We start from the raw sequence: 17,743 nt of genomic DNA on the forward strand, positions 1-17,743 counted from the left end.
GCCGATCTGAAGGACAGCGCACTGGCCCATCTGCCTTCAGGTGCTTTCGCGGCGAACTCAGCATGGCTGGTCGCCGCGGTCATGGCCTACAACCTCACCCGCACCGCCGGGATCCTCGCCGCCGGACCCCTCGGCAAGGCCAGGACCGGCACGATCCGCCGAAAACTCATCCACATCCCCGCCAGGATCGCTACCAGCGCCCGGCGCGTCCGTCTCCACCTACCCGTGTCCGGGCCCTGGCAAACACCATGGCAAAGCTTGTTCAACCACATCTATCCGCCGCCTCAAACCGCCTGAACACCCACTCCACCCAGCCCCACGGCTCAACCAGGACCAACAGTGGAACAACGAAAGGCAGCGAGGCCCGGCACCCCACCATGCCCTCAGCCCGAAAGACCCCCGAAACCGACTTCAGATCAGCCGCCCAAGCAGATCGGTGGATCAAGGCTAAGTCACACCGGGCCGATTTGTGCGGGCCGGAAGTCTCGGGTAAAGTAATTTCTCGTGCTGAGGCGCACGGAGCGGGGCAGAGGCCCTGAAAACCGGCCCGAAAGTATCATTGGGATATGGTGTAATTGGCAACACTACGGTTTCTGGTACCGTCATTCTAGGTTCGAGTCCTGGTATCCCAGCTCTGCTCAGAGGCCCGTTCCGGGCCAAGAGCAGAAGGTTTCAGCCGGTTCGCCGATTTGAAACCACAGCGAGGTGTGTGAAACAATCACTGAGCTGACCAGCGGAAACGCTGAAAGAAGTACGGTAAAGTACAGGGCCCCATCGTATAGCGGCCTAGTACGCCGCCCTCTCACGGCGGTAACGCGGGTTCGAATCCCGCTGGGGTCACCAACGAATTGGTCCCGGGCAAACGCCCGGGGCCATTTTTCGTTTCCGCAACAAGTCGTGCAACGCGCCACCACTTTCCGGAGCTGATCGTGGAACGCCCCATCACCTCCCGCAGCAAACCGGGGAACGCGCCATCACTTTCCGCGACAACTCGTGGAACGCCACATCACCTTCCGGAACAAATCCTGGACCGCGCCATCACCTTCCGGGGCAGATCGTGGAACGCGCCATGGCTTTCGGTCCCGGGAGGAACCCTCCGGAGCTCGGCCCGCGACGGCACCGCTGTCGAACCCCACCAGAAACTGATGGGGCGATCCGCCAAAAGGTGCGGGAGGTGGTGGGGCGTTTCGGGGAAGGGTGCGTAAGGTGGTGGGGCGTTCCGGGAGGGGTGCGGGAGGTGGTGGGGCGTTCCGGGAGGGGTGCGGGAGGTGATGGGGCGTTGGGCAGGAAACGGCACCCCATACCCGCCGCCAACTGGCATGATGTTGCTGTGACCTCCCGGAACGAGCAAGACGAACCGCACGATGAGCAGCGCCCGCCTTCCAGCAGTGCCGGTGCCCTTGCAGGCGTAGCGCTCTTGGAAGAGGTGCGCGGTGATCTTGCCGCTGCCGCACTGCCACTGGCGCTGCCGGACGTGGAGCATGCACGGCGTGACGCCGCCGGCGCCGTCGCCCAACTCGACGACTACATCCTCCCTCGGTACCGCAGCCTCGATGCCCCGCTCCTGGCCGTCGTCGGAGGTTCCACCGGCGCGGGCAAGTCCACACTCGTCAACGCCCTTGTTGGCCACCCCGTCACCCGTTCGGGCGCCATCCGTCCCACCACCCGCCAGCCCATCCTCCTGCACCACCCGTCGGAGGCGGCCTGGTTTGAAGGCCAGCGCGTCCTGCCAAGCCTGAGCAGAATCCGCGGATACGTCGCCAGCAGCCCGGTGCCGGCCAGCCGCGCAGGTGCCGTTCCGGACGCGGGCGCCATGTCTTCCCTGGTGCTTGTGGCCGTCCCCGCTGTCCCCGCGGGAATCGCAGTGCTGGATGCTCCCGACGTCGACTCCATCTCAGACGACAACCGCAAGCTGGCGGCGCAGCTCCTTGCTGCCGCCGATTTGTGGATCTTCGTCACAACGGCCAACCGCTACGCCGACGCCGTTCCATGGAAACTGCTCCTGGACGCAGCTTCGCGGGACATCATGGTGGCTGTGGTGCTGGACCGCGTACCGCCGGGGGCGGAAAGGGAAGTCAGCGAGGACCTCCGCAGCCTCCTGGACCGCGAGGGCCTGGACGCCGCGCAGCTGTTCATGATCCCGGAGACCCCTTTGGATCCGCTGGGCATGCTCCCGGCCGGCACCGTCCTCCCGTTAAGGACGTGGCTTGGGGAGCTGGCCGCCGATGCCGCCGGCCGTTCGGAGATTGCCCGCCGTACGCTCAACGGGACCGTCCGGGCACTGGCCGGCCGTGTTGCAGCGGTGGCACATGCGGCCCGGGAGCAGGAGGCCGCCGCGGGCAACCTCGAAGCTGCCGCGGTCTCGGCCTACCATGATGCTGCCGGCCGGATTCTCGACGCTACCAGGGACGGGGCACTGCTGCGGGGTGAAGTGCTCGCACGCTGGCAGGACTTCGTGGGCACCGGCGAGTTCTTCCGGGCCCTGGAACAGAACGTGGGCCGGTTCCGCGACCGGTTGGGGGCCTTCTTCCGGGGTGAGCCGCCGCCCGCGGTGCGCGTTGAGGCAGCCATCGAGACGGGGCTGCAGGCTGTGATCATCGACGAAGCCGCAAATGCGGCTGAGGACACCGATCAGCGGTGGCGCACCGACCCCGCAGGGCGCCAACTGCTGGGGACGGACGACCTTTCCGGGACCACGCCGGGCTTTGAGGACCGGGCCGCCGCCGAAATCAGGGCCTGGCAGGAAGCCCTGATGGAACTCATCAGCACCGAGGGCCAGGGAAAGCGGACCCAGGCCCGCTGGCTGTCCTTCGGGATCAACGGACTGGGGGCCGCCCTGATGATCGTGGTGTTCTCGATGACCGCCGGTCTGACAGGACTCGAGGTTGGTGTGGCAGGTGGAACGGCCGTCGTGGGCCAGCGGCTTCTCGAAGCGGTCTTTGGCGAGGACGCAGTGCGGCGCATGGCCGAAAAAGCGCGGGAGGACCTGCACGCCCGCTGCCAGCGGCTGTTGGAGGAAGAGCGGCAGAAGTTCCTTACCCGGATTCCGGAGCGTGATGAACGCGCCCCGCAGACTCTTGCCGCCCACGCGGACGCCTTGGTCCGCCTGGCGGATGCCGCATGAGCCGCCACAGCGACACCCGCGAGGAGTCCCGGCTTGACCGCCGGCTTGCGGCCCTCAACGACGCCCGCGAGCTTGGCGAAGGCGTCCTGCCCGATGCGTCGCTCCAGGAAGTATTCACCGTCCTGGAGCGGGCCAGTTCACGCCGGTCGCTTTCGGCCGACCACACAGTGGTGGGCTTCTTCGGTGCCACCGGAAGCGGCAAATCCTCCCTGTTCAATGCGGTCAGCGGAGCTGAAATCGCGACGGCGGCTGCGCGCCGGCCTACGACGTCGGAAGCTTTGGCGGGGGTGTGGGGAGTGGAGGGCAGCGAGCCGCTGCTTGACTGGCTTGAGGTTCGCAACCGGCACCACGCGGCGGCTGTGGAAGGCTTCGCTGACGAGGAAACCGGCCTGATCCTGCTGGACCTGCCCGACTTCGATTCCACCCGCGCGTCCAACCGCGAAGTGGTCCAGCGGATGGTGGGCCTCGTGGACGTCCTGGTGTGGGTTCTTGACCCCCAAAAGTATGCAGACGCGGCCGTACATAATGATTACCTGTCGCGCCTGGCGTCCCACGGCGCCGTGACGCTGGTGGTCCTTAACCAGGTGGACCGGCTCCCCGAGCACGATGTTCAGCCCGTCCTGGAATCGCTGCGGTCCATCCTGGCCCGCGACGGACTGGGCAAGGTCCAGGTGCTGGCGGCCTCCGCCCTGACGGGTACTGGTGTGGACAAGGTCCGGGCCGCTATCCGGAGCGTTGCCGTAAAGCGTAAAGCCCAGTCGCAGCGGCTCGCTGCCGACATTACCCGGGCCACCGCGGAACTGGGTGCAGTTTCCGGTGGGGGAGAGGCGGCCGGGGTCCGCGCGGCGGCAAAGACACGCCTGGCCGACGAACTGGCGGTGGCAGCCAACGTACCCACCGTGGTCCGGGCGGTTGGCCAGTCCTACCGGCTTGAGTCAGTCAAGCGCACCGGCTGGCCGGTCACCAGATGGCTGTCCAGGTTCCGGCCCGATCCGCTGCGCCGGCTTAATCTGCGCAGCGCTGCCCCGTCGGAGCTGAACCGGACCTCGCTGCCGCCGGCAGGGGCGCCGGAACGCGCGCGGACGGACGCAGCGGTCCGGGACTTCGCTGACGCCGCCAGTGCGGGTGCCCCCGGCCCGTGGCGGGCGGCGATCCGCGGCGCCGCACGGGAGGGCCGGGAGCAGTTGCCGGACGCCCTTGACCAGGCCATCGCCGGAACAGACCTGGCCGCCAACCGCAGGTCCTGGTGGTGGGGAGTATTCAACGTGGTGCAATGGCTGGCCCTGCTCACGGTGTTGGGAGGACTCGGCTGGCTCGGCGTCCTGGCCGCCCTCGGGTATTTCCAGATGCCCGTTCCCGAGGTGCCGAGGGTTGAAGGCTGGCCTGTGCCGACGCTGATGATCGCAGCCGGGGTGGTGTTGGGGCTCTTCCTGGCCATTACCGGACGTTTTATTGCCGCTGCCGCCGCGAATGCCAGGGCCGCCAGGGCGCGGAGGCGGCTTGATGCCGCAGTTTCTTCCGTGGCCCAGGAGTTGGTGGTGGAGCCGGTGGAGGTGGAAGTCAGCAGGCTCACCGCTTTTAATGCCGCGCTGAAGACGGCCGGGGCAGGATAGAGCTGATGAACCAGCGGCGGCAACCAGCACAGCAGTAAGCCTGCGCTGGGCTGCAGCAGCTAAATGCCGGCGGCCGCGAGTTCGGCAGCAGCGTCCCGGACCTTAATCAGGGTCCGCAGGTTGCGTGTTGTGGTGGTGGCCTTGAACCTGGGTTTGGCCGAAATTTTGCTGAAGGGGCTGTCCAGCGTTCCGCCAACCGGTGCCAGCCATGCCAAGGCCTCCGGCCCCAACCTTGTCTGCTCCGCGCCCTCCAGGGCCGCCCCCGCTGCATTGAGTTCGTCAAGCATTGCCGGGTCGGAGGAAAGCGTGATGTAGGTGTGGGTGCTTTTGTCATCGTCCGGGTAGGGGCAGGCTGCCACCAGTTCGGACACCCGGGCTGCGTCGAGCACCACCACCCAGGCGTCATAGCCAAAAGAATCGCGGAGGCATTTTTCGCACTCCTGCTTCACCGCTGACGCATCCAGCCGGCTGGCCAGCACAACATTTCCGCTGGCAAGCAGGGTCCGGGCCTCGGAAAAGCCCGCGGCCTTCAGCGCCTCCCGGAGGTGGGCCATTTTGATATTGATGCCGCCCACGTTGATGCCCCGGAGAAACACTGCATAGCTGCCCATGGCGAGAATCCTAGCGCCAGCAGTCGGCCCGGGCTGTCAGGTCTGTTCTTAAGTCAGTCGTTGTTCTTGCGCAGGGCCTCGGTGAGGATGCGGCCTGCGTTGCAGACCACTTCTGCATGCAACCGGCCGGGCTGGCGGGTGAGGCGCTCGATTGGGCCGGAAATTGACACGGCCGCTATGACCCGGCCGGAAGGTCCCCGCACCGGTGCGGAAACTGAAGCGACCCCCGGCTCGCGTTCGCCAAGGCTCTGGCCCCAGCCCCGCCGTCGTACGCCTGCCAGGACAGTAGGCGTGAAGCGGGCCGACTGCAGTCCTTCCAGCAGGCGGTCGTGGTCCTCCCAGGCGAGAAGCACCTGGGCCGCGGATCCTGCCTTCATGGACAGCTGCGTGCCTACCGGGATGGTGTCGCGCAAGCCGATGGGGCGCTCGGCGGAGGCCACGCACACGCGCCAGTCGCCCTGGCGGCGGAAAATTTGGGCACTTTCGCCCGTGGCGTCGCGCAGCTGCATCAGCACCGGGCCGGCAGAAGCGATCAGACGGTCCTCGCCGGCAGCCGAAGCCAGCTCAACCAGACGGCTTCCCAGCACAAAACGGCCCTGGATGTCGCGGCTCACCAGTCGGTGGTGCACCAGTGCAAGGGCGAGGCGATGGACAGTGGGCCGGGCCAGGCCGGTAGCCGCTACGAGCTGCGCCAGAGTGGTGGGGCCGGCCTCCAGTGCATCAAGCACCTGGGCCGCTTTATCAATGACACCGACTCCACTAGAATTGTCCATGTAATGATATTGCCGTCTCATTATCTGAGATGCAAATCTTTCGGCTGGCGCAGTGCAAGGCGTACTGGTTCAGTGGAATACATCAGCCAAACAGCAGTGAAGGGAGATGGCCATGGCAAAGACATTGGCCGAGAAAGTCTGGGACGCACACGTGGTGCGCAAAGGCGATGGCGACGGAGCCAATGCCCAGCCCGACCTTCTCTTCATCGACCTCCACCTTGTCCACGAGGTCACGTCCCCGCAAGCCTTCGAGGGCCTGCGGTTGGCCGGAAGGAAACTGCGCCGGCCGGACCTGACCATCGCCACGGAGGACCACAACACTCCCACGCTGGACATCGACAAGCCTATCGCCGACCTGACCAGCCGGACGCAGATCCAGACGCTGCGGAACAACTGTGCTGAATTTGGGGTCCGCCTGCATTCCCTCGGTGACGCTGAACAAGGCATCGTCCACGTGGTGGGACCGCAGCTGGGTCTCACGCAGCCCGGCATGACGGTGGTCTGCGGTGACTCGCACACCTCCACGCATGGCGCTTTCGGCGCGCTGGCCATGGGCATTGGAACTTCCGAGGTGGAGCATGTCATGGCCACCCAGACGCTGTCCCTGAAGCCGTTCAAAACGATGGCCATCAACGTCGAAGGGACACTGCGTCCCGGTGTCACGGCCAAGGACATCATCCTCGCCGTCATCGCCAAGATCGGCACCGGCGGCGGCCAGGGTTACGTCCTGGAATACCGCGGGTCCGCAATCCGTGCCCTGTCTATGGACGCCCGCATGACCATCTGCAACATGTCCATCGAAGCCGGTGCCCGTGCCGGCATGGTGGCGCCGGACGAGACCACCTACGAGTTCATGTTGGGCCGTCCCCACGCCCCCCAGGGCGCTGACTGGGACGCCGCCGTCGAGTACTGGAACACCCTGCGTACCGACGACGACGCGACCTTTGACGCCCAGGTGGACCTGGACGCCGACACGCTGGAGCCGTTCGTCACCTGGGGCACCAACCCCGGCCAGGGCGTCTCGCTGTCCGAGTCTGTACCGTCGCCCGAGGACTTCGGCGACGAAAACGCCAAGGCCGCAGCCGAACGTGCCCTGCAGTACATGGGACTGGAAGCCGGCACGCCCATGAAGGACATCCGGGTGGATACCGTGTTCCTCGGCTCCTGCACCAACTCCCGCATGGAGGACCTGCGGGCCGCTGCGGACATTATCCGCGGGCGCCAAAAGGACCCGAACATCCGGATGCTGGTGGTGCCCGGTTCGGCGCGGGTCCGCTTGGAAGCCGAGGCTGAGGGCCTGGACAAGGTCTTCAAGGACTTCGGCGCGGAATGGCGCTTCGCCGGCTGCTCCATGTGCCTGGGCATGAACCCGGACCAGCTGGACGTGGGGGAGCGCTGCGCCTCCACCTCCAACCGCAACTTCGAAGGGCGCCAGGGCAAGGGCGGCCGCACGCACCTGGTCTCGCCGGTGGTTGCCGCAGCCACTGCCATCCGCGGCACGCTCAGCTCGCCGTCGGACCTGGATCCCGATCCGGTGGTTGAGCCTGTCCAGAACCCCATCCGCACCGACGCAGCCTAGGACACGCCATGGAAAAGTTCACCACCCACACCGGAATCGGCGTCCCGCTGCGCCAGAGCAACGTGGACACGGACCAGATCATCCCCGCTGTCTACCTCAAGCGCATCACCCGCACGGGGTTCGAGGACGCGCTGTTCTCGGCGTGGCGCAAGGACCCGTCCTTCATCCTGAACCAGGCGCCTTTCAACGCCGGATCGGTCTTGGTGGCCGGCCCGGACTTCGGCACCGGCTCCTCCCGTGAGCATGCGGTGTGGGCATTGAAGGACTACGGTTTCAAGACTGTGCTCTCCTCCCGGTTTGCTGACATCTTCCGGGGCAACTCGGGCAAGCAGGGTCTGCTCGCGGCCGAGGTGGCCCAGGACGACATCGAACTGATCTGGAAGGAACTGGAGAACGCTCCCGGGACCGAGGTCACCGTGGACCTCGTCTCCAAAACGGTGGTGTGCGGCAACATCGTGGCACCCTTCGACATCGACGATTACACCCGGTGGCGCCTGCTCGAAGGACTGGACGATATCGGGCTGACCCTGCAGCATGAGGCGGACATCACTGCCTACGAAGCCACCCGGCCCGCCTTCAAGCCCAAAACCCTGCCGGCGCGCCTTTCCTGAGCCGGCTGAAGCAGAGTTGCCTGTTCTAGAAAATGGCCGACGGCGGCGCGCCACGCCCTGCCGCCGTCGCCTGCGTATTTCGGTTCGGTAACGCGACCTCCTATGCTTGGTTGGAGCCTTTGCAAGGATTTGGGGGCTAGTCATCGTTAGGAAACCGGTATATGAGTAGTGTTCTGACCATCCGCGGCGGAGTCCCGCTGACAGGCCGCGTCACCGTCCGGGGAGCGAAGAACCTCGTTCCCAAGGCCATGGTGGCTGCCTTGCTGGGCAACGAACCGTCGGTGTTGCGGAACGTGCCGGAGATCAAGGACGTGGAGGTAGTCACCTCCCTCCTGCAGCTGCACGGAGTGACTGTAGTGAAGGACCCCGTCAACGGGGACCTGACGCTGGACCCCAAGGCGGCCAAGACTGCGCCGAGCACCGCCATCGACGCGCATGCCGGCGACTCCAGGATTCCCATCCTGCTGTGCGGCCCCCTGATCCACGCCATCGGCGAGGCGTTCATCCCGGACCTTGGCGGCTGCAAGATCGGTGACCGTCCCATCGACTACCACCTGGACGTGCTGCGCCAGTTCGGTGCCGTGGTGGAAAAGCGTCCCGGCGGCATCCACATCTCCGCTCCCAAGGGACTGCATGGCGCAAAGATCTCCCTTCCCTACCCGTCTGTCGGTGCCACCGAGCAGGTGCTGCTGAGCGCCACCCGCGCCGAGGGCATCACGGAACTTTCCGGGGCAGCAACGGAGCCGGAGATCATCGACCTCATTGCTGTGCTGCAGAAAATGGGCGCGATCATCAGCGTCCAGACCGACCGCACCATCCGAATCGAAGGCGTCCGCGACCTCGGCGGCTACAACCACCGGGCGCTCTCGGACCGCAACGAGTCGGCGTCGTGGGCTTCTGCTGCACTGGTGACCAAGGGTGACATCTTTGTCGAAGGCGCCTCCCAGCGCGACATGATGACGTTCCTGAACACCTACCGCAAGGTGGGCGGCGGCATGGACATCGGCGAGGACGGCATCCGCTTCTACCACAAGGGCGGAAAGCTCAACCCCCTGGTCCTGGAAACAGACGTGCACCCCGGCTTCATGACCGACTGGCAGCAGCCGCTGGTGGTGGCGCTGACGCAGGCCGAAGGCGTCTCGATCGTCCACGAAACGGTCTACGAGAACCGCTTCGGCTTCACTGATGCCCTCATCCGGATGGGCGCCAGCATCCAGGTGCATCGTGAATGCCTCGGCAGCGTGCCCTGCAGGTTCGGCCAGCGCAACTTCCTGCATTCGGCCGTTATTTCAGGGCCGACCCAGCTCAAGGGAACCGACATCGACGTGCCGGACCTCCGCGGCGGCTTCAGCCACCTGATCGCGGCCCTGGCCGCCACCGGAACCTCACGCGTGACCGGAATCGACATCATCAACCGGGGTTACGAGCGCTTCACCGAAAAGCTCGCGGGACTTGGTGCCGACTTCGACATCACCACGACGAAGTAGCGGTACCGACGTGAAGGAATCGGCCAAGAGCCGCGCGACCCTTGCGGTGGTCGCAGGAATAGTACGTCCCCTGTTCAACCTCATGATGGATAAGAAGTGGGAGGGCACCGAAAAGCTGCCTGCCGGCGGTTTTATCGCGGCCCCCAACCACTGCACCGAGATCGACCCCCTGATCATCGGCCACCTCCTCTATAACCACAAGCGCGCGCCGCACTTCCTGGCGAAATCCGGACTTTTCAAGGTTCCGGTCCTGGGCTGGGTCCTGCACGCAACCAAGCAGATTCCCGTGGAGCGTTCGACGGCGGGCGCCAACCGGTCCCTCCAGCTCGCGCAGGAGATCGTGGCCGAGGGCGGAGCCATCATCATCTACCCCGAAGGCACCCTAACCAGGGATCCGGACCTGTGGCCCATGAAGGGCCACACCGGTGCTGCGCGGCTTGCGCTTGAGGGCGGCATTCCGGTGGTACCGATTGCCCACTGGGGAGCCCACGAAGTTTTCCCGCGCTACGGCAAACGGTTCCACGTGTTCCCGCGCAAGAAGTCGAGGGTGGTTGTGGGCGAGCCGGTCGATTTGAGCGCCTTCACCGGCCGTCCCCTGGACAAGGCCACGCTGACCGGGGCCACCGACGCCATTATGGATGCGATCACGCAACTCCTGGCAGAGATCCGGGGCGAACAGCCTCCGGCGGAGCGCTGGGATCCGGCGAAGCAGCAGCAGGCGAAACACGGCCGCTTCATGGAGCGCGGGCAGCAGCGGACCGGGGAACGGATGCCCGGTGACCTCTGAGGGCAACCAGCTCGGTTCGGCCCGTTCGGTAGCGGTGCTTGGGGCGGGTTCGTGGGGGACGACGTTCGCCAAGATCCTGGCCGATGCCGCCACGGCGTCAGGCGAGCCGCGTGCCATCCGCCTCTGGGGCCGGCGGAGCGAAGTGGTGGAAGAAATCAACACCTACCACCGTAACTCGCAGTACCTGAAGGACATTGCCCTTCCGGACAGCATCACGGCCTCCACGGATGTACGCGAAGTATTCGAGGGCGCCGATCTGGTGGTCCTGGCCGTGCCGGCCCAATCCTTGCGCCCGCAGTTGCGCGGCTGGAAGGACATGATCGCCCCCGACGCCACGGTGGTTTCCCTGATGAAGGGCCTTGAACTGGGTACCGACGCCCGAATGAGCGAAGTCATCAGTGAGGAACTTGGCCTGCCCACCGAGCGCATTGCCATCGTTTCAGGCCCAAACCTTGCCATGGAGATTGCCCGCGAAGAGCCGACGGCCTCCGTGGTTGCCTGTACCGACCCGGCTACTGCAGGCTGGATCGCACGCAGCTGCACCGCACCCTATTTCCGGCCTTACACCACCTCGGACATCGTCGGGGTGGAAATCGGCGGCATCGTCAAGAATGTCATCGCACTTGCAGTCGGCATCTGCGAGGGCAGGCAAATGGGCGACAACACCAAAGCTTCCGTGATTACCCGTGGCCTCGCCGAGACGTCCCGCCTTGCCCTCGCATTGGGTGGGGATGCGAAAACCATGGCCGGGCTGGCCGGCCTGGGTGATCTGGTGGCAACCTGCTCCTCACCGCTGTCGAGGAACCATACTGCAGGGCGCCTGCTGGGCCAGGGCCTCACGCTGGAGGAAGTGGGCCAGAAAATGACCCAGACCGCCGAAGGCATCAAGTCCGGCCAGGCCGTCCACGAACTGGCGGCAAAGCTGGGCGTCGACATGCCCATCACGGCAGCCGTCGTCGCCGTGCTGGCAGGCAAGCTGTCCGTTGACCAACTGGGGCCCGTCCTGCTGGCCCGGGAACTGAAACCTGAAGGCGATTACTGACCATGTCCCAAGACAAACTGACCGCATCAGAGCCGGCCGGCGGGGCAAAACCCCGGGTTGCGGTACTTTTCGGCGGCCGTTCCAGCGAGCATGCCGTCAGCTGCGTGACCGCCGCCGGCGTTCTCGGTGCCATCAACAAGGAAAAGTACGAGGTCATCCCCATCGGGATCGCCAAGTCGGGACAATGGGTGCTGGCCCCCGGCGATACGGCGCAGTGGTCCCTGGCAGCCTCCTCGCTGCCGGAAGTGGTTCCGTCGACGCAGACCGTGACATTGGCCCAGATTGGCGGCGAACACCAGCTGATCGTGGCCGCACCGAACGAGGTCCCGCAGGAACTCGGCGCCGTGGACGTGGTGTTTCCGCTGCTTCACGGCCCCTTCGGCGAGGACGGCACCATCCAGGGGCTGCTGGAACTCTCCGACACCCGGTATGTCGGAGCCGGCGTCCTGGCCTCGGCAGTGGGCATGGACAAACACTTCATGAAAGTGGTTTTTGAAGCCGCAGGCCTGCAGGTTGGCCCCTACATCGCCGTGACTGACAGGCAATGGCGCAAGGATGCGGAATCCGTCCGGAAGCAGGTGGACCTGCTTGGCTTCCCCGTTTTCGTCAAGCCTGCGCGGGCTGGTTCATCGATGGGGATCTCCAAAGTCGATTCACTCGAGGAGCTGGATGCCGCCATCGAGGAAGCGCGCCGGCACGACCTCAAACTGGTGATTGAGGCCGGAATCACCGGCCGGGAAATCGAGTGCGCCGTGCTGGAAGGCAGGGGCACTGACGCTCCCCGCACATCCATGCCGGGCGAGATCTCCGTGGCCGGCGGTACCCACGAGTTCTACGACTTCAACGCGAAGTATGTCGAGGACGATGCCGCATCACTGAGCTGTCCGGCGGACCTGCCGGAGGAGGCAATCGCCAGGGTGCGGGAACTCTCCGCGGCCGCCTTCGACGCGGTAGGCGCAGAGGGCCTGAGCCGGGTGGACTTCTTCTACACACCCGACGGCCAGCTGATCATCAACGAGATCAACACCATGCCCGGATTCACCCCGAAAAGCATGTACCCGCAGATGTGGGCCGCGTCAGGACTGGACTACGCCGAGCTGATTGACGAACTCATCTACCTGGCCTTGAACCGGAAGACGGGCCTGCGCTAGGAGTCGCTCGCTTGGTGGTTGAGCTAGTCGAACCCTACTGGCTTTTCGGCAGGTTCTGCAGCTCTTCCTGGCCCACACAGTTCCTGAGAGGCGGGATCTCACCGGCGGCAGGGGCAAGATCGGCCAGGACAGTCGCAGAGCTGATCTTGTCCGGATCCATCAGTATTTCAGTGGCGGGCTCGCGGCCGTAGGTGGTCAGCGTCCAGACGGGGTCGCCTTCCTTGATCACCCAGTCGATCCCGTTGACGGTCACGCAGCGGTCCGTGGTGGGTCCGGGCACGTTCACGCCGCAGCGAAGGACCACCAGGGAGGGATCACCCCAGACCGCAGTGGCCTGGCTGTTGGTCTTGCGGAGCGCCGAGTCGCCGATGGCTTCGGGCAAGGCCACCATCATGGGAGCACAGGCGGGGTTGGCGGCGTCCCGGGCTGCGGGCACGTCCACGGCGGGGGAGCATGCGGCCAAGGCGAGGGAAGCAACTATCCCGGTCAACGCCATCCTGGCAGCGCGGGCGGGCAGGGAAAGCTGTGGACGGTGCATACTTCAAGACTATCGTCGCGGCCCCGCTGGTCCGGACACGGTACTGGCGGCAAGGGCGGCGGGGCCGCAATGTCGGAGGCCCGCTGTAGCGTAGTGGCGTGCCTGAAAAGCGTTTGACCGTCCAAGAGCAGCCGCCCGCCGTCGCCGCCCTCTCCGAAGCTGAGCTGCTGGCGCGGATATTTCCACGCCTTTCCATGGGTGGGGACCATGCCGCAGCCACCCTGCTCGGTCCCGGTGATGACGCCGCCGTTGTGGCGGCGCCTGACGGGAAGACCGTCATCAGCATTGACACGCAGGTCCAGGACCAGGATTTCCGGCTGGAATGGCCCAACGGCTACCGGACCACCGGTTTCGATGTCGGCTGGAAAGCCGCGGCGCAGAACCTCAGCGACATCAACGCGATGGGTGGCACAGCAACGTCCCTCGTGGTGAGCCTCACGCTTCCCCCGGAGACACCAGTCAGCTGGGTGGAGGACCTGGCGGACGGCTTGACAGCGGGAATCACGGAACTGGGGGCTGCCAGGTGTTCGGTGGCCGGAGGAGATCTGGGCCGCGGCCGGGAGATTTCCGTGACAGTGGCCGTCCTGGGGACCCAAGACGGCCACCACGCCGTCCTCCGGTCGGGCGCCCGGAGGGGGGATGTCCTGGCGCTTGCAGGAACCGCCGGGCACGCCGCCGCCGGCCTGGCAATCCTCGAATCCGCCGTCAACGTTGATGCCCTTCGCCCTGAACAGCGCGTCTTCCTGGACCTCCAGTGCCGGCCACGGCCCCCTCTGGCCGCCGGGCCCGCCGCCCGGGCCGCCGGCGCCACTGCCATGCTGGACATTTCCGATGGCCTGCTCCGGGACGGCTTGCGGCTCGCTGCTGCCAGCAGTGTGGGCATTGATTTGGATCCGACGCCGTTACGGGCACTGGCGGAGGTGCTGCGGCCCGCCTCGGAGCTGCTGGGAACGGATCCCATGGCGTGGGTGCTGGGCGGCGGGGAGGACCACGGGCTGCTGGCCACATTCCCTTCGGATGTTCAGCTGCCTCCCGGATTCACTGCGATAGGCTCAATACAAGCATTGGGAAGCAACGAAAGCCCGAGCGTCAAAATAGCGGGCCGGTCCGCAGACACCGGGGGATGGGATCACTTTGCACACTAAGGTTGCCGCCAACGCGCAAGCGATGAAGAGGTGGTTGGGCAAGGCTGAGACCGTCCTTGGCAACCACAGCGACCGCCTCAACGCCATCAATATCTTCCCGGTGGCGGACGGCGACACAGGCACTAACCTGTACCTGACTGTCCGGGCAGCCGCCCAGTCTGCATCGGCAGCCGGGGACCAGCCTGCGCAGCTGGACGTTGGCGCTGTGCTGGCCAGCGCCGGCCAGGCGGCGATGGAGGAAGCGAGGGGAAATTCCGGGACCCTGTTCTCCGTATTCCTTTGCGCGGCGGCTGAACCACTGGCAGGGCACACGCGCCTGACCTCCACACTGCTGGCTGCGGCCCTGAACCGCGCCCAAATCCGCGCGTGGTCGGCCCTGAGTGATCCCGTCCCGGGAACGATGCTTTCCGTGATGGAGGCTGCTGCACGGGCCGCAGCAGCCGTTGATGCCGGCCAAAACCATGACGACAGCAACCACGCCCTGGGGCTGGCCCTGGATGCCGCCGTCGAAGCCGCCCTGGCCGCCGTCATCCGCACCGAGGACCAGCTGGACGCCCTGACGTCCGCACGCGTGGTGGATGCAGGCGGAGTGGGGATGCTCCTGATCCTGGACTGCCTCCGGTCCGCCGTCCTGGGGGAGGAACTCCAAAGCGAGCTCCTCGACGGGCTGCACGGCTATGACGTGTCCGATCCCCACATCCACACCGCCATGCCGGATGACGACGGCGTCGAAGTCATGTGCACCATCAACCTCTCACCGCTGAATGCCGCCACCCTTAGGCAGCAGCTCGACGAGATTGGCGAGTCCGTCATCATGAGCCAGGTGGGGGGCAACCCTGACAATGACGGAAACTACCGCTGGCGGGTCCACGTCCACGTTCCGGCCCCCGAGGCGGCTGTTGCCCTCATCCGTTCCCTCGGCGAACCCGCCCAGATCAGTATCAGCGAACTCGCCCTGCCGCGGGAACCGCACCCGGACGCAGTGAACTCCAGTGGGCATGAACGCTGAGATGGACCTTGCGCTGGAACGCAGGATAGGAAAACGTTCCGCGGCGGTCATCGAAAAACACCTCGGCATCACCACAGTGGAAGGCCTGCTGCATTACTTTCCGCGCCGCTACATGTCCAGGGGCGAGCTGACGCCCATCAGCGAGCTTCCCCTCGATGAGGAAGTCACCCTCATTGCCAGGGTGCTGTCCAGCAGCACACGGAACATGCAGGCACGGCGCGGGACCATCACCGACGTCATAGTTTCCGACGACGACGGGCAGCAGGGGCTTCGGCTGGTAGGCGGGCGGGACTACCGGGGCAAAGTGCCCGGAAGCCTCAAAATCAGCTTCTTCAACGGCTACAAAGCGAAAGCCGAACTCCTGCAGGGACGGCGGGCACTGTTCTCCGGAAAAGTTACCAGCTTCAAGGGAGCACTCGGCCTTACCAACCCCGACTTCCAGCTCCTGGACGAAGACCCGTTCAGCGAGGGCAGCCAGGACCCCGAAAAACTCGCAGCCATGCCCATCCCGGTGTACCCGGCAACGGCCAAACTCCCCAGCTGGAAAATCCAGAAGACCATCGGGACCCTGTTGGAAACCCTGGACCTGGACGCCTTGCCGGATCCCGTCCCGCCGGCCATCGCCGCCCGTGAAGGATTCCTGCCGCTTGCCCACGCGTACCGGCTCATCCACGCTCCTGACTCCGCTGACGACTGGCGCCGGGCGCGGGACCGGTTCCGGTACCACGAGGCCCTGGTGCTGCAGTCCGCGCTGGCCAGACGCCGGGCGCAGCTGGCCTCCGAGGAAGCCACGGCACGCCGGCCCGTCGCCGAAGGTCTCCTTACCGCGTTCGACGCGAACCTCCCGTTCACCCTCACAGCCGGGCAGGCCGCCGTCGGGAAGACCTTCGCAGCGGAACTGGCCCGTGACACTCCCATGAACCGCCTGCTGCAGGGCGAAGTAGGGTCCGGCAAGACCATCGTGGCGCTGCGTGCCATGCTGCAGGTGGTGGACGCCGGGGGACAGGCGGCATTGCTGGCACCCACCGAAGTCCTCGCGGCGCAGCACTTCGAGTCGATCCGCCGCGCACTGGGGCCGCTCTCCAGGGACGGTCTGCTGGGTGGGCTCGGCGACGCCTCCGTCCAGGTCACGCTGCTGACCGGCTCCATGCCTGCCGCGGCACGAAAACAGGCCCTGCTCGACGCCGCCTCCGGAACAGCCGGGATCATCATTGGCACCCATGCCCTCCTCAGCGGAAACGTCACGTTCTACGATCTTGGCCTGATCGTGGTGGATGAGCAGCACCGCTTCGGCGTGGAGCAACGTGATGCGCTCCGGGCCAAAGCAAGGAAGCCGCCCCACCTGCTGGTCATGACCGCCACCCCCATCCCGCGGACCGTTGCCATGACCGTGTTCGGCGACCTCGAGACGTCGATCCTCGACGAGCTCCCCGAGGGCCGGGCCCCCATCACCACCCACCTGGTGGGACTTGCGGAGAATCCTGCCTGGGCCGGCCGGATCTGGGCCCGCTCCCGCGAGGAGATCGATGCCGGACACCAGGTCTACGTCGTCTGCCCGAAGATCGGGACCGATGACGACGGCGATTTCAGCCCCGGGGAAGCCGACCTGGCCGACGGCACCGACGGGGAAGGCGGACGGGAACTGGCATCAGTGAACGCCGTCGTCGAACAGCTTCTGGATGAGCCCGCCCTGTCCGGGGTTCCGTTGGCACCGCTGCACGGACGCCAGCCGCCCGAAGCGAAGACCGCCGCCATGACCGGCTTTACGGCAAACAGCGTTAAACTGCTGGTCTCCACCACCGTGATTGAAGTGGGCGTGGACGTTCCCAACGCCACCCTTATGGTCATTCTCGACGCCGACCGGTTCGGCATCTCCCAGCTGCACCAGCTGCGTGGCAGGGTGGGCCGGGGCGGCCTGCCCGGGACTTGCCTGCTGGTCACCGCCCTGGAACCTGAACACCCCAGCCGGCGCAGGCTGGACGCCGTTGCCGCCACCACGGATGGTTTCGAACTTTCCCAGGAGGACCTCAAGCTGCGCCGCGAGGGTGACATCCTGGGCGCTTCCCAGTCCGGCGGACGCTCCACCTTGAAACTTCTGCGGGTGCTTGAGCATGAAGCCATCATCAGCCGCGCCCGCGATGATGCCCAGCAGATTGTGGCGCAGGACCCGTCGCTGGGGGCACACCCGGATCTGGCCGAGGCAATCGAGAAGTACTTGAACCCCGAAAAGGAGGCGTTCCTTGAACGCGGTTAACACGGTTGTATCTGATATC

General features: G+C 65.8%; 15 protein-coding genes and 2 tRNA genes. 14 read left to right on the plus strand and 3 right to left on the minus strand.

What is annotated here, in order from left to right:
* From M8J71_RS15120 to M8J71_RS15140, 5 genes are all read left to right on the plus strand, one after another.
* Window positions 1–297, plus strand: a 297-nt coding sequence (locus M8J71_RS15120; protein WP_256248647.1) for a transposase, incomplete at its 5' end; no start/stop codon positions are given.
* A 263-nt stretch (window positions 298–560) separates the two neighbouring features.
* A tRNA-Gln gene (locus M8J71_RS15125) sits at window positions 561–632 on the plus strand.
* A 135-nt stretch (window positions 633–767) separates the two neighbouring features.
* Window positions 768–843 (plus strand) — tRNA-Glu (locus M8J71_RS15130).
* Window positions 844–1,330: 487 nt separating this feature from the next.
* On the plus strand, window positions 1,331–3,124 hold the full coding sequence (locus M8J71_RS15135; RefSeq protein WP_374114852.1) for a dynamin family protein: 1,794 nt from the start codon (window positions 1,331–1,333) through the stop codon (window positions 3,122–3,124).
* Window positions 3,121–4,737 (plus strand): GTPase, encoded by a 1,617-nt coding sequence (locus M8J71_RS15140; RefSeq protein WP_256248648.1) that lies wholly within the window; start codon window positions 3,121–3,123, stop codon window positions 4,735–4,737. The genes M8J71_RS15135 and M8J71_RS15140 overlap by 4 nt, the downstream gene beginning before the upstream one ends.
* 59 nt (window positions 4,738–4,796) lie before the next feature.
* Here the strand turns inward: M8J71_RS15140 and M8J71_RS15145 are convergent, their stop codons facing one another.
* Window positions 4,797–5,348: a DUF1697 domain-containing protein gene (locus M8J71_RS15145; protein ID WP_256248649.1), complete on the minus strand. Its 552-nt coding sequence runs from the start codon at window positions 5,346–5,348 to the stop codon at window positions 4,797–4,799.
* A gap of 53 nt (window positions 5,349–5,401) precedes the next feature.
* Window positions 5,402–6,121 carry an IclR family transcriptional regulator gene (locus tag M8J71_RS15150; protein ID WP_009356552.1) on the minus strand — a complete coding sequence of 240 codons (720 nt, stop codon included), beginning with the start codon at window positions 6,119–6,121 and terminating at the stop codon, window positions 5,402–5,404.
* A 112-nt stretch (window positions 6,122–6,233) separates the two neighbouring features.
* Between M8J71_RS15150 and leuC the strand changes: the two genes are divergently transcribed.
* The 6 genes from leuC (at window position 6,234) to M8J71_RS15180 (ending at window position 12,778) form a co-directional block, all read left to right on the plus strand.
* Complete coding sequence (leuC, locus tag M8J71_RS15155; protein ID WP_256248650.1) at window positions 6,234–7,700, plus strand: 3-isopropylmalate dehydratase large subunit; 1,467 nt, start codon at window positions 6,234–6,236, stop codon at window positions 7,698–7,700.
* 8 nt (window positions 7,701–7,708) lie between these two features.
* Window positions 7,709–8,311 carry a 3-isopropylmalate dehydratase small subunit gene (leuD, locus tag M8J71_RS15160; protein WP_256248651.1) on the plus strand — a complete coding sequence of 201 codons (603 nt, stop codon included), beginning with the start codon at window positions 7,709–7,711 and terminating at the stop codon, window positions 8,309–8,311.
* A 161-nt stretch (window positions 8,312–8,472) separates the two neighbouring features.
* Window positions 8,473–9,798: a UDP-N-acetylglucosamine 1-carboxyvinyltransferase gene (gene murA, locus M8J71_RS15165; protein WP_163162637.1), complete on the plus strand. Its 1,326-nt coding sequence runs from the start codon at window positions 8,473–8,475 to the stop codon at window positions 9,796–9,798.
* A 10-nt stretch (window positions 9,799–9,808) separates the two neighbouring features.
* On the plus strand, window positions 9,809–10,585 hold the full coding sequence (locus tag M8J71_RS15170) for a lysophospholipid acyltransferase family protein (protein ID WP_256248652.1): 777 nt from the start codon (window positions 9,809–9,811) through the stop codon (window positions 10,583–10,585).
* Window positions 10,575–11,627 (plus strand): NAD(P)H-dependent glycerol-3-phosphate dehydrogenase, encoded by a 1,053-nt coding sequence (locus M8J71_RS15175; protein WP_256248653.1) that lies wholly within the window; start codon window positions 10,575–10,577, stop codon window positions 11,625–11,627. The genes M8J71_RS15170 and M8J71_RS15175 overlap by 11 nt, the downstream gene beginning before the upstream one ends.
* Window positions 11,628–11,629: 2 nt before the next feature.
* On the plus strand, window positions 11,630–12,778 hold the full coding sequence (locus tag M8J71_RS15180; RefSeq protein WP_256248654.1) for a D-alanine--D-alanine ligase family protein: 1,149 nt from the start codon (window positions 11,630–11,632) through the stop codon (window positions 12,776–12,778).
* A gap of 34 nt (window positions 12,779–12,812) precedes the next feature.
* Here the strand turns inward: M8J71_RS15180 and M8J71_RS15185 are convergent, their stop codons facing one another.
* Entirely contained in the window at window positions 12,813–13,316 is a 504-nt protein-coding gene (locus tag M8J71_RS15185; protein ID WP_256248655.1) for a DUF3515 domain-containing protein, read from the minus strand.
* Window positions 13,317–13,414: 98 nt separating this feature from the next.
* On the opposite strand from M8J71_RS15185, the gene thiL reads away from it, so the two are divergent.
* From thiL to M8J71_RS15200, 3 genes are read left to right on the plus strand one after another with little or no spacing between them, the layout of a single operon-like run.
* Window positions 13,415–14,461: a thiamine-phosphate kinase gene (gene thiL / locus M8J71_RS15190; protein WP_374114853.1), complete on the plus strand. Its 1,047-nt coding sequence runs from the start codon at window positions 13,415–13,417 to the stop codon at window positions 14,459–14,461.
* A 22-nt stretch (window positions 14,462–14,483) separates the two neighbouring features.
* A complete protein-coding gene (locus M8J71_RS15195; RefSeq protein ID WP_256248656.1) occupies window positions 14,484–15,470 on the plus strand; it encodes a DAK2 domain-containing protein in 987 nt (328 codons plus the stop codon).
* Complete coding sequence (locus M8J71_RS15200; RefSeq protein ID WP_256248657.1) at window positions 15,460–17,724, plus strand: ATP-dependent DNA helicase RecG; 2,265 nt, start codon at window positions 15,460–15,462, stop codon at window positions 17,722–17,724. Before M8J71_RS15195 ends, M8J71_RS15200 begins: the two co-directional genes overlap by 11 nt.
* Window positions 17,725–17,743: the final 19 nt, after the last annotated feature.

Source organism: Pseudarthrobacter sp. R1 (assembly GCF_024494415.1).
Classification (GTDB): domain Bacteria; phylum Actinomycetota; class Actinomycetes; order Actinomycetales; family Micrococcaceae; genus Arthrobacter.